A 26824-nucleotide genomic window follows, 5' to 3' on the forward strand; every position below is an offset into this window, starting at 1 on the left:
CTAACCCTTACCAGCTCGACTTGGTCACGCCGGGGATCATCCCCTTGTTGGCGAGATCGCGCAGCTCGATGCGGCACAGGCCGAACTTGCGATAGTAACCGCGCGGACGACCGGTCGTGGCGCAACGGTTGCGAACCCGGGTGGGGTTGCCGTTGCGCGGGATCTCGGCCAGCTTGAGGCGGGCGATGAGGCGCTCGGTTTCCTCGAGCGACTGATCGTCAGCGACCGCCTTGAGGCGCGCGTACTGACCTGCATACTTCTTGACGAGCTTCTTGCGACGCTCATTCTTGTTCACGGAACTCAGTTTCGCCATGGACTTAAGCTCTCTTCTTCAGCGGCTCACGCCGCCTCCTTCTGTTCCGACTCTTCAGCCGGGAACGGGAAACCGAACAGACGCAGCAGCTCGCGCGCTTCGTCGTCGGTCTTCGCAGTGGTGGTGACGATGATGTCCATGCCACGCACCTTGTCGATCTTGTCGTAGCTGATCTCCGGGAAGATGATCTGCTCCTTGAGACCCATCGCGTAGTTGCCGCGACCGTCGAACGACTTCGGGTTCAGGCCACGGAAGTCGCGGATGCGGGGCATCGCGATCGTGACGAGACGATCCAGGAACTCGTACATGCGCTCGCGGCGGAGCGTCACCTTGCAGCCGATCGGCATGCCTTCACGCAGCTTGAACTGCGCGATCGACTTGCGGGCCTTGGTGATGACGGGCTTCTGGCCGGCGATGAGTTCCATCTCGGCAGCGGCGGTCTGGACCTTCTTCTTGTCCTGGCTCGCCTCGCCGACGCCCATGTTGAGCGTGATCTTCTCGATCTTCGGGATTTCCATCACGTTCTTGTAACCGAACTTCTCGGTCATCGCCTTCGCGATTTCAGCGTCGAACTTGGTACGCAGACGCGGAATGTACTGCTCAGCCATCGATCGTCTCCCCGGACTTCACGGCCACGCGGACCTTCTTGCCGTCCTTGGTTTCAAAACGAACGCGGGTCGGCTTGCCGTCCTTGTCCGCAACGGCGACCTTCGAGATGTTCATCGGCGCGGGAATGCGGTCGATGCCACCCTGGGGGTTCGCCTGAGTCGGCTTGCGGTGACGGGTCGCGACGTTCACGCCCTCGACCACGATCTTGCCGTCCTTGGGCTGGACCTGGAGCACGGTGCCCGTGCGACCCTTGTCCTTGCCCGAGAGAACGACGACCGAGTCGCCCTTCTTGATCTTAGCGGCACCCATCTTAGAGGACCTCCGGCGCGAGCGAGATGATCTTCATGAAGCCACGGCCGCGCAGTTCGCGCACCACGGGGCCGAAGATACGGGTGCCGATCGGCTCCTCGTTCTTGTTGATGAGCACGGCAGCGTTGCTGTCGAAGCGGATCACGCTTCCGTCGCCACGGCGCACATCCTTGCGGGTGCGCACGATGACGGCACGGTGCACGTCGCCCTTCTTCACGCGGGCACGAGGCTGCGCTTCCTTGATCGACACCACGATGATGTCGCCGACGCCGGCGAAACGACGCTTGGAGCCACCCAGTACCTTGATGCACTGGACGCGCTTTGCGCCGCTGTTGTCCGCGACGTCGAGATTGGATTGCATCTGGATCATCGATCCGGGTCCTTCTCAACTGGCTTGCCGGAACCAGTCCGGCAGTTCCTAAAAATACAGGCCCCCGAAGAGGCCCGAGTCGCCCGTAACGGGCGAAGGCGGCCCTTTGCCGCATTCACCCGCTCAGGTCAACTCTCGTCAGGCAAGGCCAAAGCCGGAGCCCTGAAGCTCCGGCTTCAATCTCTGCCGAGGATCAAACCTCGGCTTCGAATGCCGTACCCTTGCTCGCCTGAAGACGGTCAAGAACCTTCCAGGTCTTGGTCTTCGAGTAAGGAGCCGTCTCCTCGATCCGGACCTTCTCGCCGGTCTTGAAGGCGTTGTCCTCGTCGTGGGCGTGGTACTTCTTCGAGCGGCGGATGATCTTCCCGTAGAGCGGGTGCTTCACCTTGCGCTCGACGAGCACGGTCACGGTCTTGTCCGTCTTGTCGGAGACGACGGTCCCGCTAAGAATACGCTTGGGCATCGTTGCTTCTCCTTACGCCTTCGCCGAACCAGAACGCTCGGCCTGGAGCGTCTTGATGCGGGCGATGTCGCGACGGACTTCCTTGATGCGTGCCGGACGCTCGAGCTGGCTCGTGGCGGCCTGGAAACGCAGGTTGAACTGCTCGCGCTTGAGGTCGACGAGGTCAGCGGTGAGCTGGTCGTCGGTCTTGGCGCGGAAGTCTTCGGTCTTGGCGGCCATCATTCGCCTCCCAGGTGGGTGGTGTCACCCAGGCGGGCGACGACCTTGGTCTTGATCGGCAGCTTCATCGCGGCGCGGCTGAAAGCTTCAGCGGCGAGCGGGCCGGCAACGCCGTCCAGTTCGAACAGGATGCGACCCGGCTTGACGCGGGCTGCCCAGTATTCGACCGCGCCCTTGCCCTTGCCCTGGCGGACTTCGGCGGGCTTCTTCGAGACCGGCACATCCGGGAAGATGCGGATCCAGAGACGACCCTGGCGCTTGATGTGACGCGTGATCGCGCGGCGGGCCGCCTCGATCTGGCGGGCGGTGATCCGCTCGGGCTCCAGGGCCTTGAGGCCGTAGGAACCGAAGTTCAGGTCGGTGCCACCCTTGGCGTCGCCCTTGATCCGGCCCTTGAAGGCCTTGCGGAACTTATGCTTTTTCGGTTGCAGCATGGTGCTTCTCTATCCTGGGCTCAGCGGGCCGGACGGACGCCGGAAGTCTGGGCTTCCATCATCAGTCGATCCTGCGCCATCGGGTCGTGGCCAAGGATTTCGCCCTTGAAGACCCAGACCTTGATGCCGATGATGCCATAGGCGGTGAGCGCCTCGGCTTCGGCATAGTCGATGTTCGCACGCAGCGTGTGAAGCGGCACGCGACCTTCGCGATACTGCTCGACACGGGCGATTTCCGCGCCGCCGAGACGGCCGCCGCACATGATCTTGATGCCTTCGGCACCCAGACGCATGGCGGACTGCATCGCGCGCTTCATCGCACGGCGGAAGGCCACGCGGCGAACGAGCTGGTCGGCGATGCCCTGGGCGACGAGCTTGGCGTCGATTTCCGGCTTGCGGATCTCGACGATGTTCAGCTTCACTTCGCTGGACGTCATCGCGGCGAGCTGCTTGCGCAGCTTCTCGATGTCCGCACCCTTCTTGCCGATGATGACACCGGGACGGGCCGCGTAGATCGAGATGCGGCACAGCTTGGCCGGACGCTCGATGACCACCTTGGAGATCGCTGCCTGCGGCAGGGTCGACATGATGGACTTGCGGATCTTGAGGTCTTCCTCAAGCAGCTTGCCGTAGTCCCGGCCTTCCGCGAACCAGCGGCTGTCCCAGGTACGGTTGATCTGCAGGCGCAGACCGATCGGATTGCTCTTATGACCCATGGATCAAGCCTCCTCGACTTCGCGAACGACGATCCGAAGCCGCGAGAACGGCTTGAGGATGCGGGTGGACTTGCCGCGGCCACGAGCGTGGAAACGCTTCATGGTGATCGACTTGCCGACCGACGCCTCGGCGACGACGAGAGCGTCGACGTCGAGGTTGTGGTTGTTTTCCGCATTGGCGATCGCCGAGGCGAGAACCTTGCGGGCGTCCACGGCCATCGCCTTCGTGGAGAAGGCGAGGATGTTCATCGCGTCTTCGACGCGACGGCCACGGATCAGGGCAGCGACCAGGTTGAGCTTCTGGGCCGAACCACGAATGTTCGTGTTGACCGCAAGAGCTTCCTTGTCACCAACGCGGCGGGGTGCTGCTTGCTTGCTCACTTGCGCTTGCCCTTCTTGTCTGCGGCGTGGCCCGGGAACGTGCGGGTGGGAGCGAACTCACCCAGCTTGTGACCGACCATGTCCTCGTTGACCGAGACCGGGATGAACTTGTGCCCGTTGTAGACCGTGAAGGTCAGGCCAACGAACTGCGGGAGAATGGTGGAACGACGCGACCAGGTCTTGATCGGGCCACCACGGTTGCCGGCATCCTGCGCAACTTCAGCCTTCTTGAGAAGGTAGAGGTCGACGAAGGGGCCTTTCCAGACGGAACGTGCCATCGTGACTTACCTCTTCTTCTTGGCGTGACGCGAACGGATGATGAGCTTATCCGTCTGCTTGTTGTTGCGGGTGCGGGCGCCCTTGGTCGGCTTGCCCCACGGAGTGACCGGGTGACGGCCGCCCGAGGTACGACCTTCGCCACCACCGTGCGGGTGATCGACCGGGTTCTTGGCGACACCACGCGTCAGCGGGCGACGGCCCAGCCAGCGCTTGCGGCCGGCCTTGGCGAGGGTCTGGTTGCCGTTGTCGGGGTTCGACACGGCGCCCACGGTGCCCATGCAGTCGCCACGCAGGTAGCGCTGCTCGCCCGAGTTGAGGCGCACGATGACCATGCCGCGGTCACGACCGACGACCTGGACGTAAGTGCCTGCCGAACGGGCGATCTGGCCACCCTTGCCCGGCTTCATCTCGACGTTGTGGCAGATCGTGCCGACCGGCATCTGCGACAGGAGCATGGCGTTGCCAGGCTTCACGTCGGTCTTCTCGCCGGCGACGACGACGTCACCGACCGCAAGACGCTGCGGCGCGATGATGTAGGTCTGCTCGCCGTCGGTGTACTTCACCAGGGCGATGAAGGCCGTGCGGTTGGGATCGTACTCGATCCGCTCCACAGTCGCTTCCATGTCCCACTTGCGACGCTTGAAGTCGATGAAGCGGTACTTCTGCTTGTGGCCGCCAGCGATGCCGCGCGAGGTCACGTGACCCTTGTTGTTGCGGCCGCCGGTCTTGCTCTTGCCTTCGGTCAGCGCCTTGAGGGGCTTGCCCTTCCAGAGCGACGACTTGTCGACGAGGACCAGGCCGCGGCGAGCGGGGCTGGTCGGGTTATATTTCTTCAGTGCCATCGGATCAGCCCCGCACGCCTTCGGTGACGTCGATCGACTGGCCTTCGGCCAGCGTGACAATCGCCTTCTTCACGTCGCTGCGGCGGTATTCCCTACCGCGCCAGCGCTTGGTCTTGCCCTTGACGACCAGGGTGTTGACGCCAGTTACCTTGACATCGAACAGCGCCTCGACGGCGGCCTTGATCTGGGGCTTGGTTGCCGCGTCGGCCACCTTGAAGACGACCGCGTTGTGCTCGGAGAGCAGGGTCGACTTCTCGGTGATGTGCGGCGAGAGGATCACGTCGAAGTGACGGATATCCACGGTGCTCTTAGCCATTGAAACGGGCCTCCAGCTTTTCGACAGCGGCGCGGGTGAGCACCAGCGTGTCGTGCTTCAGGATGTCGTAGACGTTGGCGCCGACAGCCGGGAGAACGTTCACGCCGATGATGTTGCGGGCAGCCAGGGCGAAGCCCTCGTTGACCTGCTCACCGTCCATGACGAGAACCTTCTTGCCGAAGTTCGCCTTCGCCAGCTCGCCTGCCAGGACCTTGGTCTTGGCATCTGCAACGTCGAGGGTGTCGACGATGACCAGGCCGTTCAGGGCTTTGGCGGACAGAGCCATCTTCAGGCCGAGGGCGCGGATCTTCTTGTTCAGCGACGGGTTGAAGTCGCGGCGACGAGCACCGTGAGCCTTACCACCACCGATGAAGACCGGAGCTGCGCGATCGCCGTGACGGGCGGTGCCGCCACCCTTCTGGCGGCCGAACTTCTTGCCGGTGCGTGCGACTTCCGAACGCTCGCGAGTGGCGCGGGCGGTGCCGCGACGGTTCTCGAGCTGCCAGGTGACGACACGGTGCAGGATGTCCGCGCGCGGCTCGATGCCGAACACGTCGTCCGAAAGCTCGATGTCGGCGTTGGCGGCCGAACCGTCGATGTTGAGGACTTGAACCTTCATGATTAGCCCTCCTGGCCTTCGGTCGCTTCGGGAGCCGCAACGTCTGCGGGCGTCTCGGCAGCAGCCGTTTCGTTGGTGTTCACGGCCGACTTCAGAGCCGCCGGATACGGAGCCTCGGCGTGACGGTCGACCTTGACGGCGTCCGAAACGGTGAGCCAGGCGTTCTTCGAGCCGGGCACCGAGCCCTTGACGAAGATCAGGCCACGCTCGTCGTCCACGCGGACGACTTCGAGGTTCTGCTGGGTGCGCTGGCGGTCGCCCATGTGGCCGGCCATCTTCTTGTTCTTGAAGACCTTGCCCGGATCCTGACGCTGACCGGTCGAACCGTGTGCACGGTGCGAGATCGAGACACCGTGGGTGGCGCGCATGCCTCCGAAGCCCCAGCGCTTCATAGCGCCCTGGAAGCCCTTGCCCTGCGTGTGGCCGCCTACGTCGACCAGCTGGCCGGGCACGAAGTGCGAGGCTGCGATCGTCGAGCCGACCTCGAGGAGGGCGTCGTCGGCGACGCGGAATTCCGCGACGCGCATCTTGAGGGGAACCTGGGCCTTGGCGAAGTGCTCGCGCTGCGGCTTGGCGACGTTCTTCTGCTTGGCTTCGCCAGCACCGAGCTGGACGGCAACATAGCCGTCGCGCTCTTCGGTGCGGACCGAAACCACCTGGCAATCTTCCAGGGCCAGGACGGTGACGGGCACATGGCGACCGTCCTCCTGGAACAGGCGGGTCATCCCGACTTTCTTGGCGATCACGCCGGTACGCATGACCTTCTCCTTACAGAGGCGCACGCAGGACCATCCCCCGTGCGCGTGTCCAACCCTATGTGTGATACGAACCCCGTCCGGGTCAGGTGTTCCCTGCAACCCCTTGGGGTCGCGGAAACGAGACGGGGGACGCATTCCCGGCGCTTTCCCGAAGGTCGGCGCCAGAGGTATCCCTTGTGTCCCCGCCGGTTTCCCGAGGGGCGCTGTCTATGCGGGTTTCTCCCCGCAGAGCCGGCCGCGAGGGCCGACAAGGTCATTTGGACCCGAAGGTCCGAATATGCCTCGATCGTTTAAAGTCCGATCGGAAAGGACTTAACGGGGCAACCCTTGAGGGTTACCCCGCAAACCCGCTTAAGCGAGCTTGATCTCGACGTTCACGCCGGCCGCAAGGTCCAGCTTCATCAGCGCGTCGACAGTGGCAGCGTTGGGCTGCACGATGTCGAGGAGACGCTTGTAGGTGCGGACCTCGAACTGCTCACGCGACTTCTTGTCGATGTGCGGGCCGCGGTTCACGGTGAACTTCTCGATCTTGGTCGGCAGCGGAATGGGGCCCCGAATGAGCGCGCCGGTGCGGCGGGCCGTGTCGGCGATCTCGCCAGTCGCCTGGTCGAGCACGCGGTGGTCAAACGCCTTGAGGCGAATGCGAATGTTCTGAGCTTCCATACCTACTACCGATGAGAAAGAGCCAAAGGGCCGAAGCCCCATTAAATTCGAGACGCGCCCCTACATGCTGGAGGCGAGTCGGGCAAGCGATAGTTTTGCAGACCCGGGGCGGTGTCGGGTCGATGACGTGCCCCAGACCAAAAACGCCCGGGAATGCCACCCCTGCGCCCTGCCATACCGCCGCCATCCCGGACTTGATCCGGAACTGCGGGCCGTCTTCGACGTGCCGGTGGTGGCGGTGGTCGCGGTCGCCTCCGCCCATCCCCGCGCCGCCTGCCCCGTAACGCGAAAAGCCCGGCGTCCCTCTCGGGACGCCGGGCCAATCACTGTAGCCGTAGCTTCAGATCAGCGAATTACTTCGTGATCTTCGAAACGACGCCCGAACCGACGGTGCGGCCGCCTTCGCGGATTGCGAAGCGCAGGCCATCGTCCATGGCGATCGGCGCGATCAGCTTGACGCTGATGGTCACGTTGTCGCCCGGCATGACCATCTCGGTGCCCTCGGGGAGGATCACTTCGCCGGTCACGTCGGTGGTGCGGAAGTAGAACTGCGGACGGTAGTTGGCGAAGAACGGCGTGTGACGGCCGCCTTCGTCCTTCGACAGAACGTAGACTTCTGCGTCGAACTCGGTGTGCGGGGTCACGGTGCCCGGCTTGGCGAGAACCTGGCCGCGCTCCACGTCTTCACGCTTCAGGCCACGAACCAGCGCGCCGATGTTGTCGCCGGCTTCACCCTGGTCGAGCAGCTTGCGGAACATTTCGACGCCGGTGACGACGGTCTTCTGGGTGTTGCGGATGCCGACGACTTCGACTTCCTCGCCAACCTTGACGATGCCGGTCTCGACGCGGCCGGTGACGACCGTACCACGACCCGAGATCGAGAACACGTCTTCGACGGGCATCAGGAACGCCTTGTCGGTCGGACGCGGCGGCTGCGGGATGTAGTCGTCGACAGCCTTCATCAGCTCGAGGATCTTCTCCTTGCCGATGTTGTCGTCGCGACCTTCGAGAGCGGCGAGAGCCGAACCCATGATGATCGGAATGTTGTCGCCGTCGAAGTCGTACGACGAGAGCAGTTCGCGAACTTCGAGTTCGACGAGCTCGAGCAGCTCGGCGTCGTCGACCTGGTCGACCTTGTTCATGAACACGACGAGCTGCGGCACGCCGACCTGGCGTGCGAGCAGGATGTGCTCGCGGGTCTGCGGCATCGGGCCGTCAGCGGCGTTCACGACCAGGATCGCGCCGTCCATCTGGGCGGCACCGGTGATCATGTTCTTGACGTAGTCGGCGTGGCCCGGGCAGTCGACGTGCGCGTAGTGGCGCGCTTCGGTCTCGTACTCGACGTGCGCGGTCGAGATGGTGATGCCGCGCTCGCGCTCCTCGGGAGCCTTGTCGATGTTGGCGAAGTCGACGGCGGTGCCACCGAAGGCCTCAGCCATCACCTTGGTGATCGCGGCGGTCAGCGTGGTCTTGCCATGGTCGACGTGACCGATGGTGCCGATGTTGCAGTGCGGCTTGTTCCGCTCAAATTTAGCCTTGGCCATGTTTCAAACCTTCTTTCGTCTTGATTTCGAATCTGCGGGTATCGGAGCGGAGCCCGCGGATGCAGGCGCCGCCCCTAGAACCAATCGTATTGTCAGGCAAGCACTCTTGGCCGTGAGGCCGGCTCCCCTTGACCGCCGCTCGCCTTAGGCGAGCTTCTCCTTGACTTCGGCCGCGACGTTCGCCGGGACTTCGTCGTAGTGAGAGAACTGCATCGAGTAGTTCGCGCGGCCCTGGGTGAAGGAACGCAGCGAGTTCACGTAGCCGAACATGTTCGCGAGCGGCACGTTGGCGTCGACGACCTGGGCATTGCCCCGGCTGTCGGTGCCCTGGATCTGGCCACGACGCGAGTTGAGATCGCCGATGACGTCGCCCATGAATTCCTCGGGGGTGACGACTTCGACCTTCATGATCGGCTCGAGCAGCTTGATGCCGGCCTTCTGCGCAACTTCGCGCATCGCAGCACGGCCGGCGATTTCGAACGCCAGGGCGCTCGAGTCGACGTCGTGGTACGAACCGTCGTAGAGGACGATGTCGAAGTCGATGATCGGGAAGCCGACCAGCGAGCCCGAGGCAGCGGTTTCGCGCATGCCCTTTTCGATCGCGGGGATATATTCCTTCGGAATGTTACCGCCCTTGATCTCGTCCTTGAAGGTGATGCCCGAACCGCGCTCGCCCGGTGCGACCTTGACCTTCACGCGGCCGAACTGACCCGTACCGCCCGACTGCTTCTTGTGGGTGTAGTCCACGTCCACCGGCTTGCCGAGGTATTCGCGGTAAGCCACCTGCGGCGCGCCGACGTTGGCTTCGACCTTGAACTCGCGACGCATGCGGTCGACGATGATGTCGAGGTGAAGCTCGCCCATGCCCTTGATGATCGTCTGGCCCGACTCGTGGTCGGTCGAGACGCGGAACGAGGGGTCCTCGGCCGAGAGACGGTTGAGCGCGATGCCCATCTTCTCCTGGTCGGCCTTGGTCTTGGGCTCCACCGACAGCTCGATCACGGGCTCGGGGAACTCCATGCGCTCGAGCACGATCGGTGCGCGTTCGGCGCAGAGCGTGTCGCCCGTGGTGGTTTCCTTCATGCCCGCCAGCGCGACGATGTCGCCTGCGAACGATTCGTCGATGTCCTTGCGGTCGTTGGCGTGCATCTCGAGGATGCGGCCGACCTTCTCCTTCTTGCCCTTCACCGAGTTCAGGTACGTGCCCTTCGACAGCGTGCCCGAGTAGATGCGGATGAAGGTGAGCGAGCCCACGAAGGGATCGTTCATGACCTTGAAGGCGAGCGCCGAGAACGGTGCGTCGTCCTTGGGCGGACGGCTGTCCTTCTCGTCGCTGTCGACCTTGACGCCCTGGACGTCCTCGATGTCGAGCGGCGAAGGCAGGTAGTCGACGACGGCGTCGAGCAGGGGCTGGACGCCCTTGTTCTTGAACGCCGAGCCGCAGACGACCGGCACGAACGCGTGGCCCAGCGTACCCTTGCGGATCAGCGCCTTGAGCGTGGCGACGTCGGGCTCGTTGCCTTCGAGGTACGCTTCCATCGCGTCATCGTCCTGCTCGACGGCGAGTTCGATGAGCTTGGTGCGGTATTCGGCGGCTTCGTCGGCCATCTCGGCCGGGATTTCCTCGTAGAAGAACTCGGCGCCCAGCGATTCGTCCTTCCAGACGATCGCGCGGTTGTGGACGAGGTCGACGAGGCCCTTCAGGTCGGCTTCGAGGCCGATCGGGAGATAGAGCACGGCAGGCGTCGCACCGAGGCGGTCGATGATCGACTGCACGCAGTACTTGAAGTTCGCGCCGGTGCGGTCGAGCTTGTTGATGAAGCACATGCGCGGAACGCCGTACTTGTCGGCCTGGCGCCACACGGTTTCCGACTGCGGCTCGACGCCGGCAACGCCGTCGAAGCAGGCCACGGCACCGTCGAGCACGCGCAGCGAACGCTCGACTTCGATGGTGAAGTCGACGTGGCCGGGGGTGTCGATGATGTTGATGCGGTATTCCTGACCCTCGGAGGACCAGAAGCAGGTGGTCGCCGCCGAGGTGATCGTGATCCCGCGCTCCTGCTCCTGCTCCATCCAGTCCATCGTCGCGGCGCCGTCGTGCACTTCGCCGATCTTGTAGGACTTGCCGGTGTAGTAGAGGATACGCTCGGTGGTCGTGGTCTTGCCGGCGTCGATGTGCGCCATGATACCGATGTTACGGTACATATTGAGCGGATGGCTGCGGGCCATGGGAGAATCCTTAGCGAGGGTTTCGGGAGCGAGAGCGGCCTTCAGATAAGACCTTGCGCCCTGAAATAAAAGTGTGACGCCCGGATGACCGCAAAGGGCCGCCCGGGCATCACGATCACATTACCAACGGTAGTGCGAGAAGGCGCGGTTCGCGTCCGCCATGCGGTGCGTGTCTTCGCGCTTCTTGACCGCGTTGCCGCGGTTGTTGGCGGCATCGAGCAGCTCGCCCGACAGGCGCGCGGCCATGGTGGTCTCGGGACGGTTGCGCGCGGCGCCGATCAGCCAGCGGATGGCGAGGGCCTGCGAACGCTCGGGACGCACTTCGACGGGGACCTGGTAGGTCGCACCGCCGACGCGGCGCGAACGCACTTCGATCTGCGGCTTCACGTTGTTCAGGGCATCGTGGAACAGCTGGACCGGGTCGGTCTTGGCGCGGGTTTCCATGGTTTCCATGGCACCGTAGACGATCTGCTCGGCGACCGACTTCTTGCCGTCGTACATGAGGTTGTTCATGAACTTGGACAGGATGAGATCCCCGAACTTGGGATCGGGCAGGATTTCCCGCTTCTCGGGACGACGACGACGTGACATCGTTGATATTCCTTGTTCTTTCGGGCGGGAGCGTGAGCATCACCGGCCGGTAAAATAGATACCGTGCGGCCCTTTCAGGCCGCGACCAGCTTACTTCGGACGCTTGGCGCCGTACTTCGAGCGGCTCTGCTTGCGATCCTTGACGCCCTGCGTGTCGAGCACGCCGCGCAGGATGTGGTAGCGCACGCCGGGAAGATCGCGGACGCGGCCGCCGCGGATGAGCACGACCGAGTGCTCCTGCAGGTTGTGGCCTTCACCCGGGATGTACGAGATGACTTCGCGGCTGTTGGTCAGGCGCACCTTGGCGACCTTGCGAAGTGCCGAGTTCGGCTTCTTCGGGGTGGTCGTGTAGACGCGGGTGCAGACGCCGCGCTTCTGCGGGTTCTGCTCCATCGCAGGAACCTTCGACTTGGCCTTCTGCGGCTCGCGACCCTTGCGGATCAGCTGGTTGATAGTGGGCATCTATACTCTTCTTTCAAATGGGAGTGCGATGGATGCGCGCCGAAACAGATCGGCGCGGACCTATCGCACCCCGGCCTTGGAAACCGGGCCCGGCAGATGCCGCGAAAGGAAGAGTGCTTGAAGGTTCACGCACGACCCTGAAAAGGGCGCCACCTCCGCCGCCCCGGAGAAACCGGGACCACGCAAGCATGGCGCAACCGTCAAGGTCGCACATGAGCCGAAAAACACTCCACCCGGCGCGAGCGCTACCGGATTACTCTGCCACCCGACCGCCCTGCCCCGAATCGGAGAAGGAACGCATTTCCCGAAGCCGCCCGCAGCCGCGAAGCCGCTGCAACTCCAAGGAAAACTGCCGGAATGGCAATGTTCAGCTCTATGTCGTCCACCGCGAGCAGACCCGCGAGGGATGCGGGCCTTTAGGGGATCGGGGCCTCCGGGTCAAGAATGGACGCACGGGCCCGCATCGCGCAGCATTCAGGTCGTTGAAGACCGGGCAAAGCAGTCGCCAAGACAACGCAAGTCGAATGCTCGGAAACGCATGAAAAACGGCGCCTCAATTCTTCGCGCGAACGCACCTTCGGGATTTTCCGGAACACCCCTCGCCGAGGGACAGGATGCCTTCAAATTGCGCTGCGTAATTTTACCCATATAAACTTTTGTTTACACACAACCGCACAATCGGTTCGTCGCAAGCGGCACTCGAACCGGCCGCACAACCACCGGCGCCACCGCGGTTGTTCATGTGCCCGCAAGGTTAGTCTGAACAGGCAGAACTTCCATTGCTTCCAGGTGCAGCTTCGAGCCGTGCACCCAGGGAGCCGAATGGAGGGGGTTCCGGCAGCCGTCTACGCTATCGCGCGGACGTGCAGTCGGACGAGAAGCTGCGATCCGCAGGCCCGAATGGTCGAGTTTGAAGGAATATCGCAATGAGTGTCATTTCCAAAGCCCCGAAAGTTCTCCTGCTTGCCATGCTCGCCGGCGCCGCCACCGGCAGCGTATCGGCCCAGACGCAGGAGCCGAGCGAAGTCACCGTCTCCGACACGACCCCGCTCAACCGGTCGCAGATGACCGAAGGCCCCGAAGTCAAGGGCATCATTTCGGCACGCAGCGGCGACCGGATGCAGGTTACCGCCGCCGACGGCACCAATAGCGTCATCACCATCTTCGACGGCACCAAGATCACGGCCAGCAAGGGCCTCTTCGGCATGAACAGCAAGAAGCTTGCCGCGACCTCGCTGCTCAATGGCCTGCCGGTGACCGTCAAGACCCTGCAGTCGGGCGGCAACCTGGTCGCGAGCGACATCAAGCTCACCAGCAAGGACCTCAAGACCGCGTCGATGATCCACAACGGCACCGACCAGCGCTTCGCCGAGCAGACGGCGGCGACCGAGGCGCTGCGCGGGCGCATGGGCGATATCGACAAGTACAACATCAAGAGCACGACCAACGTGAACTTCGACACCGGCAAGTCGGTCCTGTCCGAACAGGGCAAGGCCGATCTGTGCGCCGCCGCCAGCGCCGCCGAGGGGATGGACAACGCCCTGCTTCTCGTCGTGGGCTACACCGATTCCACGGGTAATCCCGACTTCAACCAGGTGCTGAGCGAAAAGCGCGCCGCCCGCGTCGTGAACTATCTCCAGCAGGCCTGCCACTGGAAGCCCTATCGCATGCTCACCCCCACGGGCATGTCCGAGGCCGACCCGCTGGCGGACAACACCACGCCCGAAGGCAAGGCGCAGAACCGCCGCGTTTCGGTGAACGTCCTGGTCAGCAAGGGCCTCGACGGGCTGTAAGGCCCACGGGGCGGGTCTTCTCCCGCCCCCGGTTTCCGGCCCGGGTTTTCCAGATCGATGCGACGCGGGCCGCGGGCGCCCTCCCCGATGGGGAAGGTGCCCGCGGCCCGTCTTGCGTGCCATGCGTGCCGAACGGCCGGCCGGACCGGCTCAGTTCCCTCCGCGCCGACCGCGATGCTCGCCGCCGCCCTCCCGGCCGCCATGTCCGCCGCCGACGCCCGGCGCGCCTCGTGGGCCCTGTCCCCGGCCATGGCCCTGGTCGCCGCCGCGCCACTGGGGCATGTGCATGCCCTGCTGCGGGCGGAACTCGCCGCGCTGCTGCTGGTAGTGGTGCTGGCCCTCGGGAGCGCGGCGCATGAAGTGGTTGCGGTCGGCGCGGCGGTAGCGACGGTCGCGGTCGTTGTTGCGATAGTAGAAGTAGTCGTCCCCGCCCCAGTAGCCGTCGTAGATCGAGCCGTAGTACCCGTCGTACCAGCCGTCGTAGGCATAAGGGCTGCCGTAGTAGCCGCCGTCGTTGTAGCCCATCTGCAGGCCGCCATAGCCATAGCCGTCGGTGGCGCAGCCGCCCAGGGACAGGGTTGTGCCGGCAAGGGCCAGCGCTAGGAGGGACTTGTACATGGATGACCTCTCGGGGGACGGCGGGGCGAAAAGCGCCGCGCCACTACCCTGAGGAAACGCGCGCAGGCGTGGCCCGGTTCCGCGCCCGCCCCGCCCTCGCGCGGGCCGGTGCAGGACGATCAGAAGCGACGGCTTCCGATCCGGCAATCAGGTTTGCGAGCCTTCGAACGGAATCCGGGTCGGCGCGCCCCTCCCGCCCATGAAGTTGGCAAGGTTGCGGTGGAGGTTGATCACCTTCTGCTCCTGGTGCGGGTTGGGCAAGGGTCCGCGAAAGCCGCTGGACTTCATGCCCTTCTGGACGAACTGCATGTTCGAGAAGTCCTGCGCCAGCACCGAGCCCCACAGCTCGCCGATGGGGTCGGCGTAGGTCCATTGCGTCTCCGGCACTTCCCCTTCCGGGAACCGCTCGAGCGCGTAGCTCTCGAAGACGCACTTGTCCGGATCGTCGCCATAGGGACGCACCCGGTAGCACAGTGCGAAGGTGACGCCGTGGAGGATGTTCTGGTTCGGGAACAGGCCCCAGGCGAGCCCGGCCTCGGCCATGATCGCCGGCGGGACGTCGGGCCAGGCGACCCCGCGCGCCGCGTCGTCCTTGCGCGCCTGTGCCATCCAGTGGGCGATGACCTCCTGCGCCGGGGTGCCTTCGGGCAGCTCGTCGACGAGGCGGCTGGCGGCGTTCACCAGGGTCTCGGTCGAGGCGGAGTAGTTCACCGTCTCGTAGTTTTCCCTGATGAGTTCGTACGTGGAGAGGCGCGCGTCGTCGCCCTTGCCCGCGCGGGTGGTGCCCGAGCTTTCGCTCATCTTGAACGCGTCGTCGCGCGTGTCGTAGCTAGAGACCGAATGCAGGCCGTACTGCCTGGAGAGCGCATAGTAGTTGCCGTAGGCGAGCAACTGGGTGTGGGTGCCGGCGACGTGGTAGGGTTCGAGGAACGCCTCGATCGCGGTCTTCCAGTTGCAGTCGTAGATCGCCCACTGCCGCCACTTGTAGTGCATCTTCTCCAGCTCGAAGTGCGAGAGGATCTCGCCCGCGCGGCCCATCCACTCCTTCAGGGGAACGGCATCGGGGTCCATGGTGATGTAGATGTAGCCGGCCCAGGTATCGACCTGCACGGGCGAGAGGCAGGTCATCTCGGCCGTCAGCTTGTGCTGCCAGTCCTGCGGATCGAGGATGTAGCTGTTCTGCCCGTCGAGGTCGAAAGTCCAGCCGTGGAAGCCGCAGATGAAGTTGCGGCGATTGCTGCCGCGCACGTCGTGGATCTTGCCCGGCAGCATCGCCGGCACCGAGACAAGCTGGCGGCCGCGGTGGGGGCAGACATTGTGGAAGGCCTTCAGAGTGCCGTCGTCCTTCCTCAGGACGATGATCGATTCGTCGGCGACGTCGTACGTCATCCAGTCGCCGGGATCGGGCAGGTCGCTTTCCCGCTCGACCATCTGCCAGACCTTGGGCCAGAGCTGCTTCTTCTCGGCCGCGAGGTAGTCCGGCGAGAGGAACGCCTCGGTCGGATACGTGGCGAGCACTTCGGCGTCCATGTCGGCGGCCGTCAGGGGCCGCGGTTCGAACGCTTCGGGCCTGTTCATGGGCATCTCCCTTGGCGCCCCGCCCGTCCCTTCGGCCGGGGACATGGTAGCGGGGCATGACTATTCAACAGCACTGTCTATTAAGCCAAGGGGCGGGCGGTTTCCAGAGCGCGTTGTGCGCAACGCCTGGGCGATGGGGCGGATCGCAAAGCCCCACCAACGCGAAGGGAGGAGGCACCCTGCGGCGCCCCCTCCCCCTGCATCCTCCCGAGGGAGCTGCCTTTTACAGCGCGATCACGCCGCCGTCGTTCTTGGTGATCGCGATCAGGGCCGAGCGCGGGCGGACGGTCGCCGCGGGCGTGCTGCCGTCCTGCGTGTAGGGCCAATGGCTGCCCGGCGCCGCGTACGTGCCGTCCTCGCCGGGGTGCTGGATGCCCACGAACAGGGTGCGGCCGTCCGGGGTCTGGTCGATGCCGGTGATCTCGCACTGGGCCGGGCCGACCAGGAAGCGGCGCAAGTTGGCGGCGGTGGCCTTGGCGCCCACGAACGTCGCCTGCGTGCCGGTGCCGCCGTTGGTGTTGGTGATCGTCACCGCGCCGCCGTCGCCGACGCGGCCGGGGATCGCGGCGAGCAGCATGCAGTTGGTGCGGTCGGTCATCGCGCCGTCGTCGGTCTCGATCCACATCACCGGATTGATCTGGCCCGCCGGGTTGGTCGAGCGCGAGAAGTAGGCGCCGTCGGGGCTCGAGAAGTCGTTCGCGGTGGTGAGGCCCGAGACGTTGACGTTGACCGGGTCGGCGTCGGTGGAGTCGGCGCCGAACAGGTAGATGTCCCACTTGAAGGTGGTGGCGCTGGTGGTGTCGCCGTCTTCACGCAGGCGCACGATGTGGCCGTTGGGGTTGCCGGTCTGGGCGGTCTTCGCCGCGCCCTTGGGGTCGTTGTACGAGCGCGGGTTGGCGGCGTTGGTGCCGGTCACCGGGCGGAACGAATTGTTCGAGTTGGTGAGCGTCAGGTAGATCTCGCCGGTGACCGGGTTGCCCACGGTCCATTCCGGACGGTCCATCGGCGTCGCGCCCACCGCGTCGGCGGCGAAGCGGGTGTTGACGCTGATGTCGGCCTGGTCGGCGAAGGTATAGGCCGGGTAGCTGCCGCTCGCCGGGCGCGTCGGCACCGAGCCGAAGACCAGCGGCAGCCACTTGCCGGTGCCGTCGGCATCGAAGCGGGCGACGTAGAGGGTGCCGGCGTCGAGGTACTTGTCACCCACCGCGAGGCGATCGGTGGCCGTGGCGTCGGCAGCGGCCCAGGTCTGGGTCGAGACGAACTTGTAGAGGTATTCGCCGCGCGAATCGTCGCCCATGTAGACGCCCAGCTTCTGGCCGGTGGCGATGCGCACGAAGGCCCCCTCGTGGCCGAAGCGGCCCAGCGCGGTGCGCTTGCGCGGGGTCGAGGCGGGGTTGAACGGGTCGATCTCGACCACCCAGCCGAACTGGTTGGGCTCGTAGCGGAAGTCGTCCTTCGAGGTCGCGCCGCTGATCGAGGCGTTCCAGCGGGTGAAGCGCGTGTCGGTGGTCGATGCGGTCGACCATCCGTAGTTGCCCGAGCGGCTGGTGATGCCGTTGCGCTGCAGCGAGGCCAGTTCCGCGGCAGTGCGCTTGGCGTCGTCGGCGGCTTCGCGCTTGAAGTAGCCGGCGTAGTTCTCCTCGCAGGTGAGGTTGGTGTTCCAGCCGGTCACGCCGTTGGCGCAGTTGTTGATGGTGCCGCGACCGGCCTTGCCGTCCTGCGAATAGGCGGTGACGAGATAGGCCGAGCCTGCCGCCGGGCCGTGGAACGACATCGGCGTGTTGGGCGTGATGCGGCGGTTGAAGCTGCTCGCCTGGACGTAGCCCCACTTGCGGTTGCCGGCATCGGCATATTCGGTGATCGAGACGCCGTGGCACTCGATTTCCTTGAGCGCTTCGGCCAGCGGGCGCACGCCGCCCGTGGTGGTCGGGCCGCTCGGGTGCAGGTAGGTCTGGGTGATGTTCTCGTGGTTCTGGACCATGAGGCCGCGCGTCGAGCTGGCCGGCGCCGGGGTGCCGGTGGCCGAGAGGCCGAAGAAGTGCAGCGCGTCGTGGTGGTCGCCGATGCGGTTGGCGAAGTCGGCGTCGGTGCCGTCGTTGGCATAGGCCGAGGTGGCGGCGGTCAGCGGATCGCCCAGGCGCGTCATGATCGTGACCGAGTAGCCTTCCGGCACCACGGCGACGTCGGCGAGGCTGTGGGCGACGGCCGTGAAGCCGAGCACGGCCGGCGACACGCGCACGGTGGTCGTGGCGGTGCGCGGCGCTCCCAGCACCGAGGTGGCGGTGAAGGTGAAGGTCAGGTCGGTCGCGGCGGCCACGGCCGGGGCGATGAACGTGACGGTGCTGCCGGTGCCGGTCAGTTCGACCGCGGTGCCGCTGGCCTGGCTCCAGGCGGTGGTGTAGCCGCCGTAGCCGTTCTCGGGGCTGCCGGTCAGGGTGACCACGCGGCCCGCGCTGGTGGCGACGGTGGAACCCGCCGATACGGTGACGCCTTCGCCGCCGCTGCTGTCGCTGTCGCAGGCGGCGATCATGCCGGTGCCCAGGAACGCCATGGTGGTCGCCCCGGCGCCGCGGAACAGGGCCTGGCGGCGCGAATAGCGCGAGGCCGCCATGCTCTCGAGAGTCTCCTGGCGGGAATCGTTGGTATCGACGTCGCCGTCGGAATAGCCGGTCATGTCTGTCATGGTATCGCCCCTGTTGTTGGTCGCGGGGGCGAGAGCTAGGGACGCTTCATGACAACAACACGCAAGTTCGATGGCATTTCGATGGCGTATTTCTGACGATGCCTTGGCGGTGTGGTGAAAGACCCTGCGTCAATCTTCCCCGGTGCGCGGCGATGCGGAGGAATTCACTCGTCCTTCGGGTACACGGCGCCCAGGACCCGGCGGAAGTGGCCTTCGACCTGGTCGTTGCAGGTGCATGCGCGGTCCTTCAGTCCGATGCGGTCGAGCACTTCGATGCCGCCGCGCCGGGTGCGCACCATGCCGTCGCGCTTGAAGCGCTGGAGCACGCGGCTGGCATAGCTGCGGCCGATGCCCATCATCGAGGCGAGCTGTTCCTGCGTCATCGTCACGTCGTTGCGGCCGATGCGGTCGACCGCGGCCGAGAGCCACTTGGCAGCGCGCTGCTCGATGGTGTGGACCGCGTTGCAGGCGATCGACTGGAAGACTTGCGCCATCACGCAGTCGGCATAGCGCGCGAAGAGATGCGCGATGGCCGGCGAGCGGTCCTTGGCGCTCTCGAGGTCGCGCATGGCGATGCGCAGGAAGACACCCTCGTGGAGCACGTTGGCGCGAGCATAGGCGGGCAGCGAACCGTGGCTGATGATCCCGCCCAGCGCCCCCTCGCGGCCGACCAGGATGGTCTCCACCGCCATGCCGTCGTCCATTTCCACGAAGTACGAACTCATCGCGCCACTGGTCGGGAAGTAGCAGTAGTCGACGTTGTCGCCCGGGTTGTAGATGATGTCGCCGGATCGCATCCTGCATTCGCCCAGTTTCGGTTCGAGCAGGGCGAAATCGTCTTGCCGCAGCGCGGACAGCAGGTCGCTGCCGGCGATGGCCGCCGCCGAAACGGGGCTGGATTGCGGGATGGAACTCATAGCATCGTCCTCGGAGCGCGCGGCCCGACCCGGAACCGTCGCGAGGGGAGAACCCGCGTGGGCGCGTGCGGTTCCAAACCCCAACGGTCATAAGTGGACAGACGGGCCCAAATGCCGGTGCTAGTGTGTGACTGAGGAACATTCCCTAGCCACATGTGTTCGGGAACCGGGCAGGCTTGACGGCTTGCTTGCAACTGCCTCGAAGCCCTTTAAGCGGATCATCATGCCAGCCGACGCCGGAACGCCCGTATTGCCCGACATGCTCAGCATCCTGCGCGAAGCGACGGGTCCATCCCATGAGCGCCTGGACGCCTTGTTTGGTTCCCTGGCGCTGTCCCGGCGCCGGGACCTGGCCCGCTTCCTCGCCGCCCACGCCATCGGCCTGGCGCCGATGTTCCCGGTCTTCCGCCGGTTCGTCGGGGAGGAGCTGGGGCTGGACTGTCCCGACTATCCGGCGATGCTGCGCGCCGATCTCGCCGCGCTCGGCACCGACCCCGACGCGCTGCCCGTGCTCGACGTGCCCGCCGCGATCCTCCCGGACGAGGCCGCCGCCGGGGTGGGCTACGTGATCTGCGGCTCGCGCCTCGGCCTCACGGTCATCCGCCAGCAGGGCTACTGGGGCGAGGCCGAGGGCTTCCGCTCCGCCTACATGACCGACGGGCGCGGCCACGAGGCGTGGAAGGCGCTGGTGCCCCGGCTGCGCGGGCTGCGGCCCGCCGCCGGTCCGGCCGAGACCGCTCGTGCCGCCGCACTGGCCGCCTTCGACACGTTCGCGCGCGCCTTTGCCGCCAGTCACGACCTGGGGCGCGACCTCGGCCCGGCCGAGAGGCTGCCTGTCGATGGCTGATGCACCGGACATGCCGACGGTCGATCTTTCCACCTGCGATCTCGAACCGATCCACGTCATCGGCCGCATCCAGAGCTTCGGCTGGCTGCTTTCGTTCTCCAGCGACTGGATCATCAACCACGTCTCGCTCAACTGCGGCGACCTGTTCGGCCGCCACCCGCACGACCTCGTCGGCCTGTCGGCCACCGAGTTCCTGTCGCCGAGCGCGCTCCACGACATCCGCACGCGCCTGCAGATCCTGGGCAGCGGTGGCACTGTCGAGCGCATCTTCGAGATCGACCTGGTCGGCGACGGGCGCTTCTTCGACGTCGCCGTGCACCCCTCGGGCCGATCCTTCGTGCTCGAGATCGAGCCGCACGAGGCCGGCAAGCGGCGCGACTTCGTGTCCTACGTCCGCCCGATGATCGAGCGGCTGCGCCAGGCATCGACGATCGAGCAGCTCTGCTCGGGCGCCGCGCGCCACATGCGCGGGCTGACCGGCTTCGACCGCGTGATGATCTACCGCTTCGAGGCGGATGGCGCCGGCGAGGTGATCGCCGAGAGCCTCAACGGCATGGTCGACAGCTTCAGGGGCCAGCACTTCCCCGCCTCGGACATCCCCGCCCAGGCGCGCCGGCTCTACACCCGCAACATGCTGCGGATCATCTCCGACATCGACGACCCGACGGTGCCGATCTACCCCGCCACCAGCCCCAACGGCGACCCGCTCGACCTGACGATGTCGGGCCTGCGCGCGGTCTCGCCGATCCACGTCGAATACTTGCGCAACATGGGCGTGCGCGCCTCGATGTCGGTCTCGATCATGCGCCGGGGCAAGCTGTGGGGGCTGATGGCCTGCCACCACTATGCGCCGCTGGTGCTGTCCTATTCGGTGCGCACCGCCGCCGAGCTGTTCGGCGAGTTCTTCGCCTACCTGCTCGAGCAGAAGGAAACCGACTTCTCGCTGGAGAAGCGCGCGGAATCGATGCGCCTCCACGACGAGATCATGGCCCGCGTCGCCGGTGGCGGCTCGCTGCTGGAGGCCTTCGACGAGTTCACCGATTCGATCGGCCAGGTGATCCCTTTCGACGGCGTCGTCGGCTGGGTCGACGGCCGCTTCCTCGCCCACGGATCGACGCCGGACGAGGCCCAGTTCGCGCCGCTCGCCCGCTTCCTCAACACCGCCGGCGCCAGCACCGTGTGGTCCACCGACAACATCGGCGCGGTCTACGAACCCGCGGCCGAATGGGCCGACAAGGCCGCTGGCCTGCTCGCCCTGCCCGTCAGCCGTGCCCCGCGCGACTACATCGTCCTGTTCCGCGCCGAGCATGTGCGCGAGGTGAAGTGGGCCGGCAATCCCGAGAAGGCGGTCGAACTCGGCCCCAACGGCGCCCGCCTGACCCCGCGCAAGAGCTTCGAGATCTGGCGCGAGGAGCGGCGCGGCTATGCCCGCGCCTGGACCGACGAGGAAGTCGCCTCCGCCGAGGCGCTGCGCATCACCCTGCTCGAAGTGGTCCTGCGCCTGTCCGACGCCGTCCATTCCGAGCGCGAGCAGGCCAGCCGCCAGCAGGACATGCTGATCGCCGAGCTGAACCACCGCGTCCGCAACATCCTGAACCTCATCCGCGGCCTCGTCGCCCAGAGCAAGGAAGGCGCGCACACGATCGACGAGTTCGCCGACATCGTCGGCAGCCGCATTCACGCACTCGCCCGTGCCCACGACCAGGTGACCCGCGTCGACTGGTCGCCCTCCTCGCTCTACGATCTGATCCGCACCGAGACTGCCGCCTACGCCAGCCACAGCCTCGACAGGGTAGTGGTCGAAGGGCCGGACGCCCTGATCGCGCCGGGCGCCTTCACCTCGCTGGCGCTGGTCATCCACGAACTGACGACCAATTCGTGCAAGTACGGCGCCCTGTCGGATTCGCGCGGCCTGATCCAGATCACGCTGAGCCGCAGCGACGACGGCTCGCTGGAGCTGGACTGGCGCGAGGAAGGCGGCCCCCCCGTGGCCCCGCCGACACGGCGCGGCTTCGGCTCGACCATCATCGAGCGCACGATCCCGCACGAACTGGGCGGCTCCGCCTCGGTCATCTATCCGCCCGAGGGATTGCACGCTCTGTTCCTGATCCCGGCCGACCACATCTCGGGCTTCGAGACCCCCGGTGCCCCGCGCCGCACGACCTCGGTCGAGCCGCCCGAGCCGACCGAATTCGTCGCCCATCTCGCGGGCGGCGTGGCGCTGATCGTCGAGGACAACGTCATCATCGCGATGGAGGCGGAGGACGTCCTGCGCGGCTTCGGCTTCTCCGATTGCCGCATCGCCGGCTCCGTGGCCACCGCGCTCGACGTGCTCGACAAGGCGCAAGTCAGCTTCGCCATGCTCGACGTGAACCTGGGCCGCGACACCAGCGAGCCCGTCGCCCTCGCCCTGCAGGAGCGCGGCATCCCGTTCATCTTCGCCAGCGGCTACGGCGAGCGCTCGCTACAGTCCGGCGCGTTCAAGACAGTGCCGGTCGTCACCAAGCCCTACGGCGAACGCGACGTGCGCGCGGCGATCGGGCGGGTGATGAAGGCGCGGTAACGCGGGCGTTTCCGCTGCCGGAGGCCGGGACGAGCGGCGTGGGGCGTGGGGGCGTGGGGGCGTGGGCGAGACGTGATCCCCTTTCGCCATTGCGAGCCCAGCGACGCAACCCCCGGGGCCGCCTAGCCCCCCTGGGCTGCTTCCCCGGCCTTCGCCATGGCGCAAGTACGCCAACGCACAGCATCGCGCTTCGAGCCGGTCACCACCATCGCGGGGAATGACGAGGATACAATTGGACGCAACACCCTACCCCGCGTGGACAAATTCGACGTGCGCCGGATGACGGAAAGGGGTGGATTGTGACCTCGGGCGTGAGTGTACTAAAGGACATCACCCTGCCGGTAGGCGATCTTTGCATCGCCCCGAGGTTTTGCTCCGCGTTCCGTGACCGACACACTCGGAATGTGATCAATGCGCGTAACAAGAGCACCGATGAAATCGGCAACCACGAGGCTGTGGCCATCGGTTTCCACGTGGATTCGGAGAGCCTTAGAATCTGTGCCGTAATTGCGCACGACAACTTCCCTGCCGAAGATGCGTTGCGCAGTTTCACGAATGAATGATGCCTGCTCAGGGGTAAGTTCGCACGGCTTGCGGAGCGGCGTCGGTGGGTTGGCAGGCGGCATAAAGACCTCTTAGCCCACCGCAACAAGGTCCGCTATTGGGCGTGTCCGGAACTTCGCTGATCGGCAATTTTGGGTGGCATGCGGTCATTGATCTAAGCACTCGCGCGGAATTGTCGCGCACGGCTCTACCTTCACCCACTCTATTACCCTGACTTCCTTTGCGGGGCCGTCGTATTCAGGCGAGGGAATGATCTCTTCACCCAGAAATTCGACTGTGATCCAAGGGAACGACGACATGCCAAGTTCGACTGCGTTACGCTCTGCTTGATCCAGTCGGGGCCTAAAATCCTGTCTAATCCCGGACATACGCCAAGGGTAAATCTTGTCCTGTGCGATCCCGAATTCCATTTCTGGATAGAACTCGGGTCCGTGCGGTCCCAATACTGCCATCCCTCGGAAACGCTCAGGTTTTTCCGCGATGTTGCAGCCCGACAATGATAAAAGTGCCAACGATAAGGAGATATAGGAGGGCACCATCGCTGCATATTAGGAAATCAGCGAAGGACCGCAATGGGGCGCCTCCGGACTGTCCGAATATGTCCGCGCCTGCCCCGCACACGCAGCCCCGCACCGCCAGTTCGACCCCACCCCGCCCGCACCAACGAAAAAGGGCCGCGCTTTCGCGCGACCCTCTTTTCTGCAGCTTTCCGAAAATGGAAAACCCGAACCCGGATCAGTCTTCCTTGAGGAAGGCCGGCAGGTGGTCGGGGTTGCCGCCTTCGCCGCCGCCACGCGGGCCACGGTCGCCGCCGCCGCGCGGGCCGCGGTCGCCGCCACGGCCACCGCCGTCACGACGCGGACCACGACGATCACCGCCGCGATCACCGCCACCGCTGCGCGGACCGCGATCGCCGCCTTCGCGCGGTTCACGCGGCGGGCGGGTGTCTTCGAGCGCCGCGCCGGTTTCCTGGTCGACGACGCGCATCGACAGGCGAACCTTGCCGCGCGGGTCGATCTCGAGGACCTTGACGTAGACCGCCTGGCCTTCCTTGACGACGTCGGTCGGCTTTTCCACGCGCTCGTTCTTCATTTCGGAGACGTGGACGAGGCCGTCCTTGCCACCCATGAAGTTCACGAAGGCGCCGAAGTCGACGATGTTGACGACCTTGCCCTGGTAGATCTTGCCGACTTCGGCCTCTTCCACGATGCCGAGGATCCACTTCTTGGCGGCCTCGATCTGCGCGGTGTCGGAGGACGAGATCTTGATGACGCCCTCGTCGTCGATGTCGACCTTGGCGCCGGTCTCGGCGACGATCTCGCGGATGACCTTGCCGCCGGTGCCGATGACGTCACGGATCTTCGACTTGTCGATCTGGATCGTCTCGATGCGCGGGGCGTGCGCCGACAGTTCGGTGCGCGAGGAGCCCAGAGCCTTGGTCATTTCACCCAGGATGTGCGCGCGGCCGGCCTTGGCCTGCTCGAGCGCCTTGCCCATGATCTCGCGCGTGATGCCCGCGATCTTGATGTCCATCTGCATCGTGGTGATGCCGACTTCGGTGCCCGCGACCTTGAAGTCCATGTCGCCGAGGTGATCCTCGTCGCCCAGGATGTCGGACAGGACGGCGAAGTCCTTGCCTTCCAGGATCAGGCCCATGGCGATGCCCGAAACCGGGCGGACCAGCGGCACGCCCGCGTCCATCATCGAGAGCGAACCGCCGCAGACGGTCGCCATCGAGGACGAGCCGTTCGACTCGGTGATGTCCGAAAGCACGCGGATCGTATAGGGGAAGTCTTCCTTGGCGGGCAGCACCGGGTGCAGCGCGCGCCATGCCAGCTTGCCGTGGCCGACTTCGCGGCGGCCCGGCGCGCCGAAGCGGCCGACTTCACCGACCGAGTAGGGCGGGAAGTTGTAGTGCAGCATGAACGACGAGTACGACAGGCCTTCGAGGCCGTCGATCATCTGTTCCGATTCCTTGGTGCCCAGCGTGGTGGTGCAGATCGACTGCGTCTCACCGCGCGTGAACAGCGCCGAACCGTGGGTGCGCGGCAGGAAGCCGACGATCGCTTCGATCGGACGGACCTGGTCGAGCTTGCGGCCGTCGATGCGCTTGCCGTCCTTGAGGATGGCGCCGCGAACGATTTCCGCTTCCAGCTTCTTGATGGTCTTGATGGCGACCATCTGCGTCTGCGGGGTCTCGCCGGCGAAGGCTTCCTTGGCCTTGGCACGCGCCGCGTTGAGCGCGTTCGAGCGGGCCGACTTGTCGGTCAGCTTGTAGGCCGCGGTGATGTCCTTGCCGACGGCCTTCTTGAGCTTCGCCTTGATGTCGGCGGTGTTGTCCGACAGGTCGACGTCCCAAGGCTCCTCGGCGGCCTGCTCGGCCAGGTCGATGATGAGGTTCACGACCTTCTTGATCTCGTCGTGCGCGTAGACGACGGCGCCCAGCATGACCTCTTCGGTAAGCTCCTTGGCTTCCGATTCGACCATCATCACGGCATCGCCGGTGGCGGCGACGACCAGATCGAGGCTGCCGTCCTTGAGGGCGACGTCCTGCTTGGGGTTGAGCGTGTACGCACCGTCGACGTAGCCGACGCGCGCGGCGCCGATCGGGCCCATGAAGGGCACGCCCGAGATGGTCAGCGCGGCCGAAGCGGCGATCATCGCCAGGATATCGGCCTCGGTCTCGCCGTCAAAGCTCAGGACCTGGGCGATGACGTTGATTTCGTTGTAGAAACCTTCGGGGAACAGCGGGCGGATCGGACGGTCGATCAGGCGGCTGGTCAGCGTTTCCTTTTCGGTCGCACCGCGCTCGCGCTTGAAGAAGCCGCCGGGGATGCGGCCGGCTGCGGAGAACTTTTCCTGGTAGTGGACGGTCAGCGGGAAGAAGTCCTGGCCTTCCTTCACCGACTTGGCGGCGGTGACGGCGCACAGCACCACGGTTTCGCCGTAGGTGGCGAGCACTGCGCCGTTCGCCTGGCGGGCGATGCGGCCGGTTTCGAGAGTGAGGGTCTTGCCGCCCCACTCCATGCTTACGGTCTTGACGTCGAACATTGTGAATTCCTCGACCCACCGGCCCTATTGCCTGGCGGGGCTTACTGCCGGGATACCGTCCCGGTCCGGTGCGGGGCTTTTTCGTAGGCCCCA

Annotated in this window: 28 protein-coding genes; 3 read left to right on the forward strand and 25 right to left on the reverse strand. The window is 65.4% G+C overall.

What is annotated here, in order from left to right; translation table 11 throughout:
- Positions 1–7 precede the first annotated feature (7 nt).
- The 19 genes from rpsN to rpsL all read right to left on the reverse strand — a co-directional run bounded on the left by rpsN (position 8) and on the right by rpsL (position 12117).
- Positions 8–313 carry a 30S ribosomal protein S14 gene (gene rpsN, locus ACFFDA_RS18575; RefSeq protein WP_404482262.1) on the reverse strand — a complete coding sequence of 102 codons (306 nt, stop codon included), beginning with the start codon at positions 311–313 and terminating at the stop codon, positions 8–10.
- Between the two features lie 26 nt (positions 314–339).
- Positions 340–921 carry a 50S ribosomal protein L5 gene (gene rplE / locus ACFFDA_RS18580; protein ID WP_404482263.1) on the reverse strand — a complete coding sequence of 194 codons (582 nt, stop codon included), beginning with the start codon at positions 919–921 and terminating at the stop codon, positions 340–342.
- Positions 914–1231, reverse strand: coding sequence for a 50S ribosomal protein L24 (rplX, locus tag ACFFDA_RS18585; RefSeq protein ID WP_404482264.1), 318 nt, complete (start codon positions 1229–1231; stop codon positions 914–916). The genes rplE and rplX overlap by 8 nt, the downstream gene beginning before the upstream one ends.
- A 1-nt stretch (position 1232) precedes the next feature.
- Positions 1233–1601: a 50S ribosomal protein L14 gene (gene rplN / locus ACFFDA_RS18590; protein ID WP_043971092.1), complete on the reverse strand. Its 369-nt coding sequence runs from the start codon at positions 1599–1601 to the stop codon at positions 1233–1235.
- Between the two features lie 193 nt (positions 1602–1794).
- On the reverse strand, positions 1795–2064 hold the full coding sequence (rpsQ, locus tag ACFFDA_RS18595; protein ID WP_007682161.1) for a 30S ribosomal protein S17: 270 nt from the start codon (positions 2062–2064) through the stop codon (positions 1795–1797).
- 12 nt (positions 2065–2076) lie between these two features.
- Positions 2077–2283 carry a 50S ribosomal protein L29 gene (gene rpmC, locus ACFFDA_RS18600; protein WP_007682162.1) on the reverse strand — a complete coding sequence of 69 codons (207 nt, stop codon included), beginning with the start codon at positions 2281–2283 and terminating at the stop codon, positions 2077–2079.
- Complete coding sequence (gene rplP / locus ACFFDA_RS18605; RefSeq protein WP_404482265.1) at positions 2283–2717, reverse strand: 50S ribosomal protein L16; 435 nt, start codon at positions 2715–2717, stop codon at positions 2283–2285. The genes rpmC and rplP overlap by 1 nt, the downstream gene beginning before the upstream one ends.
- A gap of 20 nt (positions 2718–2737) precedes the next feature.
- Positions 2738–3433: a 30S ribosomal protein S3 gene (rpsC, locus tag ACFFDA_RS18610; protein WP_404482266.1), complete on the reverse strand. Its 696-nt coding sequence runs from the start codon at positions 3431–3433 to the stop codon at positions 2738–2740.
- Positions 3434–3436: 3 nt separating this feature from the next.
- The gene (rplV, locus tag ACFFDA_RS18615) at positions 3437–3814 is read right to left on the reverse strand and encodes a 50S ribosomal protein L22 (RefSeq protein ID WP_404482267.1); all 378 of its coding nucleotides are present in this window, start codon (positions 3812–3814) and stop codon (positions 3437–3439) included.
- Positions 3811–4092, reverse strand: coding sequence for a 30S ribosomal protein S19 (rpsS, locus tag ACFFDA_RS18620; protein WP_007682166.1), 282 nt, complete (start codon positions 4090–4092; stop codon positions 3811–3813). Before rpsS ends, rplV begins: the two co-directional genes overlap by 4 nt.
- 6 nt (positions 4093–4098) lie before the next feature.
- On the reverse strand, positions 4099–4935 hold the full coding sequence (gene rplB, locus ACFFDA_RS18625) for a 50S ribosomal protein L2 (protein WP_007682167.1): 837 nt from the start codon (positions 4933–4935) through the stop codon (positions 4099–4101).
- A 4-nt stretch (positions 4936–4939) separates the two neighbouring features.
- A complete protein-coding gene (locus ACFFDA_RS18630) occupies positions 4940–5251 on the reverse strand; it encodes a 50S ribosomal protein L23 (RefSeq protein WP_404482268.1) in 312 nt (103 codons plus the stop codon).
- Complete coding sequence (rplD, locus tag ACFFDA_RS18635; protein WP_404482269.1) at positions 5244–5870, reverse strand: 50S ribosomal protein L4; 627 nt, start codon at positions 5868–5870, stop codon at positions 5244–5246. Before rplD ends, ACFFDA_RS18630 begins: the two co-directional genes overlap by 8 nt.
- Positions 5871–5872: 2 nt before the next feature.
- Positions 5873–6628, reverse strand: a complete 756-nt coding sequence (gene rplC / locus ACFFDA_RS18640; RefSeq protein ID WP_404482270.1) for a 50S ribosomal protein L3 — start codon at positions 6626–6628, stop codon at positions 5873–5875.
- Between the two features lie 351 nt (positions 6629–6979).
- The gene (gene rpsJ / locus ACFFDA_RS18645) at positions 6980–7291 is read right to left on the reverse strand and encodes a 30S ribosomal protein S10 (protein ID WP_007011873.1); all 312 of its coding nucleotides are present in this window, start codon (positions 7289–7291) and stop codon (positions 6980–6982) included.
- Between the two features lie 353 nt (positions 7292–7644).
- A complete protein-coding gene (gene tuf / locus ACFFDA_RS18650; RefSeq protein ID WP_404482271.1) occupies positions 7645–8835 on the reverse strand; it encodes an elongation factor Tu in 1191 nt (396 codons plus the stop codon).
- A 144-nt stretch (positions 8836–8979) separates the two neighbouring features.
- On the reverse strand, positions 8980–11064 hold the full coding sequence (fusA, locus tag ACFFDA_RS18655; RefSeq protein WP_404482272.1) for an elongation factor G: 2085 nt from the start codon (positions 11062–11064) through the stop codon (positions 8980–8982).
- Positions 11065–11184: 120 nt separating this feature from the next.
- Complete coding sequence (gene rpsG, locus ACFFDA_RS18660) at positions 11185–11655, reverse strand: 30S ribosomal protein S7 (RefSeq protein ID WP_404482273.1); 471 nt, start codon at positions 11653–11655, stop codon at positions 11185–11187.
- 90 nt (positions 11656–11745) lie between these two features.
- On the reverse strand, positions 11746–12117 hold the full coding sequence (gene rpsL / locus ACFFDA_RS18665; RefSeq protein WP_007682177.1) for a 30S ribosomal protein S12: 372 nt from the start codon (positions 12115–12117) through the stop codon (positions 11746–11748).
- A 926-nt stretch (positions 12118–13043) separates the two neighbouring features.
- Here rpsL and ACFFDA_RS18670 point away from each other — a divergent pair.
- Positions 13044–13910: an OmpA family protein gene (locus ACFFDA_RS18670; protein WP_404482274.1), complete on the forward strand. Its 867-nt coding sequence runs from the start codon at positions 13044–13046 to the stop codon at positions 13908–13910.
- A 150-nt stretch (positions 13911–14060) separates the two neighbouring features.
- On the opposite strand, the gene ACFFDA_RS18675 is transcribed toward ACFFDA_RS18670, so the two are convergent.
- The 4 genes from ACFFDA_RS18675 to ACFFDA_RS18690 all read right to left on the reverse strand — a co-directional run bounded on the left by ACFFDA_RS18675 (position 14061) and on the right by ACFFDA_RS18690 (position 19706).
- A complete protein-coding gene (locus ACFFDA_RS18675; protein WP_404482275.1) occupies positions 14061–14528 on the reverse strand; it encodes a hypothetical protein in 468 nt (155 codons plus the stop codon).
- Between the two features lie 147 nt (positions 14529–14675).
- Complete coding sequence (locus ACFFDA_RS18680; protein ID WP_404482276.1) at positions 14676–16106, reverse strand: SRPBCC family protein; 1431 nt, start codon at positions 16104–16106, stop codon at positions 14676–14678.
- Positions 16107–16329: 223 nt separating this feature from the next.
- Positions 16330–18789 carry an alkaline phosphatase PhoX gene (locus ACFFDA_RS18685; RefSeq protein ID WP_404482277.1) on the reverse strand — a complete coding sequence of 820 codons (2460 nt, stop codon included), beginning with the start codon at positions 18787–18789 and terminating at the stop codon, positions 16330–16332.
- 164 nt (positions 18790–18953) lie between these two features.
- On the reverse strand, positions 18954–19706 hold the full coding sequence (locus tag ACFFDA_RS18690; RefSeq protein WP_404482278.1) for a Crp/Fnr family transcriptional regulator: 753 nt from the start codon (positions 19704–19706) through the stop codon (positions 18954–18956).
- Positions 19707–19929: 223 nt separating this feature from the next.
- On the opposite strand from ACFFDA_RS18690, the gene ACFFDA_RS18695 reads away from it, so the two are divergent.
- Together ACFFDA_RS18695 and ACFFDA_RS18700 are read left to right on the forward strand one after the other, a co-directional pair.
- Positions 19930–20553 (forward strand): heme oxygenase, encoded by a 624-nt coding sequence (locus ACFFDA_RS18695; protein ID WP_404482279.1) that lies wholly within the window; start codon positions 19930–19932, stop codon positions 20551–20553.
- Positions 20546–23116, forward strand: a complete 2571-nt coding sequence (locus ACFFDA_RS18700; RefSeq protein ID WP_404482280.1) for an HWE histidine kinase domain-containing protein — start codon at positions 20546–20548, stop codon at positions 23114–23116. Before ACFFDA_RS18695 ends, ACFFDA_RS18700 begins: the two co-directional genes overlap by 8 nt.
- Before the next feature lie 320 nt (positions 23117–23436).
- Here ACFFDA_RS18700 and ACFFDA_RS18705 read toward each other — a convergent pair whose 3' ends face one another.
- Together ACFFDA_RS18705 and pnp are read right to left on the reverse strand one after the other, a co-directional pair.
- Positions 23437–23742, reverse strand: a complete 306-nt coding sequence (locus ACFFDA_RS18705) for a hypothetical protein (protein WP_404482281.1) — start codon at positions 23740–23742, stop codon at positions 23437–23439.
- Positions 23743–24415: 673 nt separating this feature from the next.
- The gene (gene pnp, locus ACFFDA_RS18710; protein WP_404482282.1) at positions 24416–26731 is read right to left on the reverse strand and encodes a polyribonucleotide nucleotidyltransferase; all 2316 of its coding nucleotides are present in this window, start codon (positions 26729–26731) and stop codon (positions 24416–24418) included.
- Between the last annotated feature and the right edge of the window lie 93 nt (positions 26732–26824).

This window comes from Novosphingobium sp. BL-52-GroH, assembly GCF_044813085.1.
Classification (GTDB): Bacteria; Pseudomonadota; Alphaproteobacteria; order Sphingomonadales; family Sphingomonadaceae; genus Novosphingobium.

What these genes read in the sequence shown, in the direction of transcription:
- rplP (WP_404482265.1), bottom strand. Translation starts at nt 2,717, where the DNA reads ATGCTGCAACCGAAAAAGCATAAGTTCCGCAAGGCCTTCAAGGGCCGG.
- rplX (WP_404482264.1), bottom strand. Translation starts at nt 1,231, where the DNA reads ATGGGTGCCGCTAAGATCAAGAAGGGCGACTCGGTCGTCGTTCTCTCG.
- ACFFDA_RS18670 (WP_404482274.1), top strand. Translation starts at nt 13,044, where the DNA reads ATGAGTGTCATTTCCAAAGCCCCGAAAGTTCTCCTGCTTGCCATGCTC.
- ACFFDA_RS18685 (WP_404482277.1), bottom strand. Translation starts at nt 18,789, where the DNA reads ATGACAGACATGACCGGCTATTCCGACGGCGACGTCGATACCAACGAT.
- rpsL (WP_007682177.1), bottom strand. Translation starts at nt 12,117, where the DNA reads ATGCCCACTATCAACCAGCTGATCCGCAAGGGTCGCGAGCCGCAGAAG.
- ACFFDA_RS18680 (WP_404482276.1), bottom strand. Translation starts at nt 16,106, where the DNA reads ATGAACAGGCCCGAAGCGTTCGAACCGCGGCCCCTGACGGCCGCCGAC.
- ACFFDA_RS18700 (WP_404482280.1), top strand. Translation starts at nt 20,546, where the DNA reads ATGGCTGATGCACCGGACATGCCGACGGTCGATCTTTCCACCTGCGAT.
- ACFFDA_RS18630 (WP_404482268.1), bottom strand. Translation starts at nt 5,251, where the DNA reads ATGGCTAAGAGCACCGTGGATATCCGTCACTTCGACGTGATCCTCTCG.
- rplE (WP_404482263.1), bottom strand. Translation starts at nt 921, where the DNA reads ATGGCTGAGCAGTACATTCCGCGTCTGCGTACCAAGTTCGACGCTGAA.
- rpsS (WP_007682166.1), bottom strand. Translation starts at nt 4,092, where the DNA reads ATGGCACGTTCCGTCTGGAAAGGCCCCTTCGTCGACCTCTACCTTCTC.
- rpsQ (WP_007682161.1), bottom strand. Translation starts at nt 2,064, where the DNA reads ATGCCCAAGCGTATTCTTAGCGGGACCGTCGTCTCCGACAAGACGGAC.
- rpsJ (WP_007011873.1), bottom strand. Translation starts at nt 7,291, where the DNA reads ATGGAAGCTCAGAACATTCGCATTCGCCTCAAGGCGTTTGACCACCGC.
- ACFFDA_RS18695 (WP_404482279.1), top strand. Translation starts at nt 19,930, where the DNA reads ATGCCAGCCGACGCCGGAACGCCCGTATTGCCCGACATGCTCAGCATC.
- rpsC (WP_404482266.1), bottom strand. Translation starts at nt 3,433, where the DNA reads ATGGGTCATAAGAGCAATCCGATCGGTCTGCGCCTGCAGATCAACCGT.
- rplD (WP_404482269.1), bottom strand. Translation starts at nt 5,870, where the DNA reads ATGAAGGTTCAAGTCCTCAACATCGACGGTTCGGCCGCCAACGCCGAC.
- pnp (WP_404482282.1), bottom strand. Translation starts at nt 26,731, where the DNA reads ATGTTCGACGTCAAGACCGTAAGCATGGAGTGGGGCGGCAAGACCCTC.
- rplC (WP_404482270.1), bottom strand. Translation starts at nt 6,628, where the DNA reads ATGCGTACCGGCGTGATCGCCAAGAAAGTCGGGATGACCCGCCTGTTC.
- rplB (WP_007682167.1), bottom strand. Translation starts at nt 4,935, where the DNA reads ATGGCACTGAAGAAATATAACCCGACCAGCCCCGCTCGCCGCGGCCTG.
- rpmC (WP_007682162.1), bottom strand. Translation starts at nt 2,283, where the DNA reads ATGGCCGCCAAGACCGAAGACTTCCGCGCCAAGACCGACGACCAGCTC.
- rpsG (WP_404482273.1), bottom strand. Translation starts at nt 11,655, where the DNA reads ATGTCACGTCGTCGTCGTCCCGAGAAGCGGGAAATCCTGCCCGATCCC.
- rpsN (WP_404482262.1), bottom strand. Translation starts at nt 313, where the DNA reads ATGGCGAAACTGAGTTCCGTGAACAAGAATGAGCGTCGCAAGAAGCTC.
- rplN (WP_043971092.1), bottom strand. Translation starts at nt 1,601, where the DNA reads ATGATCCAGATGCAATCCAATCTCGACGTCGCGGACAACAGCGGCGCA.
- ACFFDA_RS18705 (WP_404482281.1), bottom strand. Translation starts at nt 23,742, where the DNA reads ATGCCGCCTGCCAACCCACCGACGCCGCTCCGCAAGCCGTGCGAACTT.
- fusA (WP_404482272.1), bottom strand. Translation starts at nt 11,064, where the DNA reads ATGGCCCGCAGCCATCCGCTCAATATGTACCGTAACATCGGTATCATG.
- ACFFDA_RS18690 (WP_404482278.1), bottom strand. Translation starts at nt 19,706, where the DNA reads ATGAGTTCCATCCCGCAATCCAGCCCCGTTTCGGCGGCGGCCATCGCC.
- tuf (WP_404482271.1), bottom strand. Translation starts at nt 8,835, where the DNA reads ATGGCCAAGGCTAAATTTGAGCGGAACAAGCCGCACTGCAACATCGGC.
- ACFFDA_RS18675 (WP_404482275.1), bottom strand. Translation starts at nt 14,528, where the DNA reads ATGTACAAGTCCCTCCTAGCGCTGGCCCTTGCCGGCACAACCCTGTCC.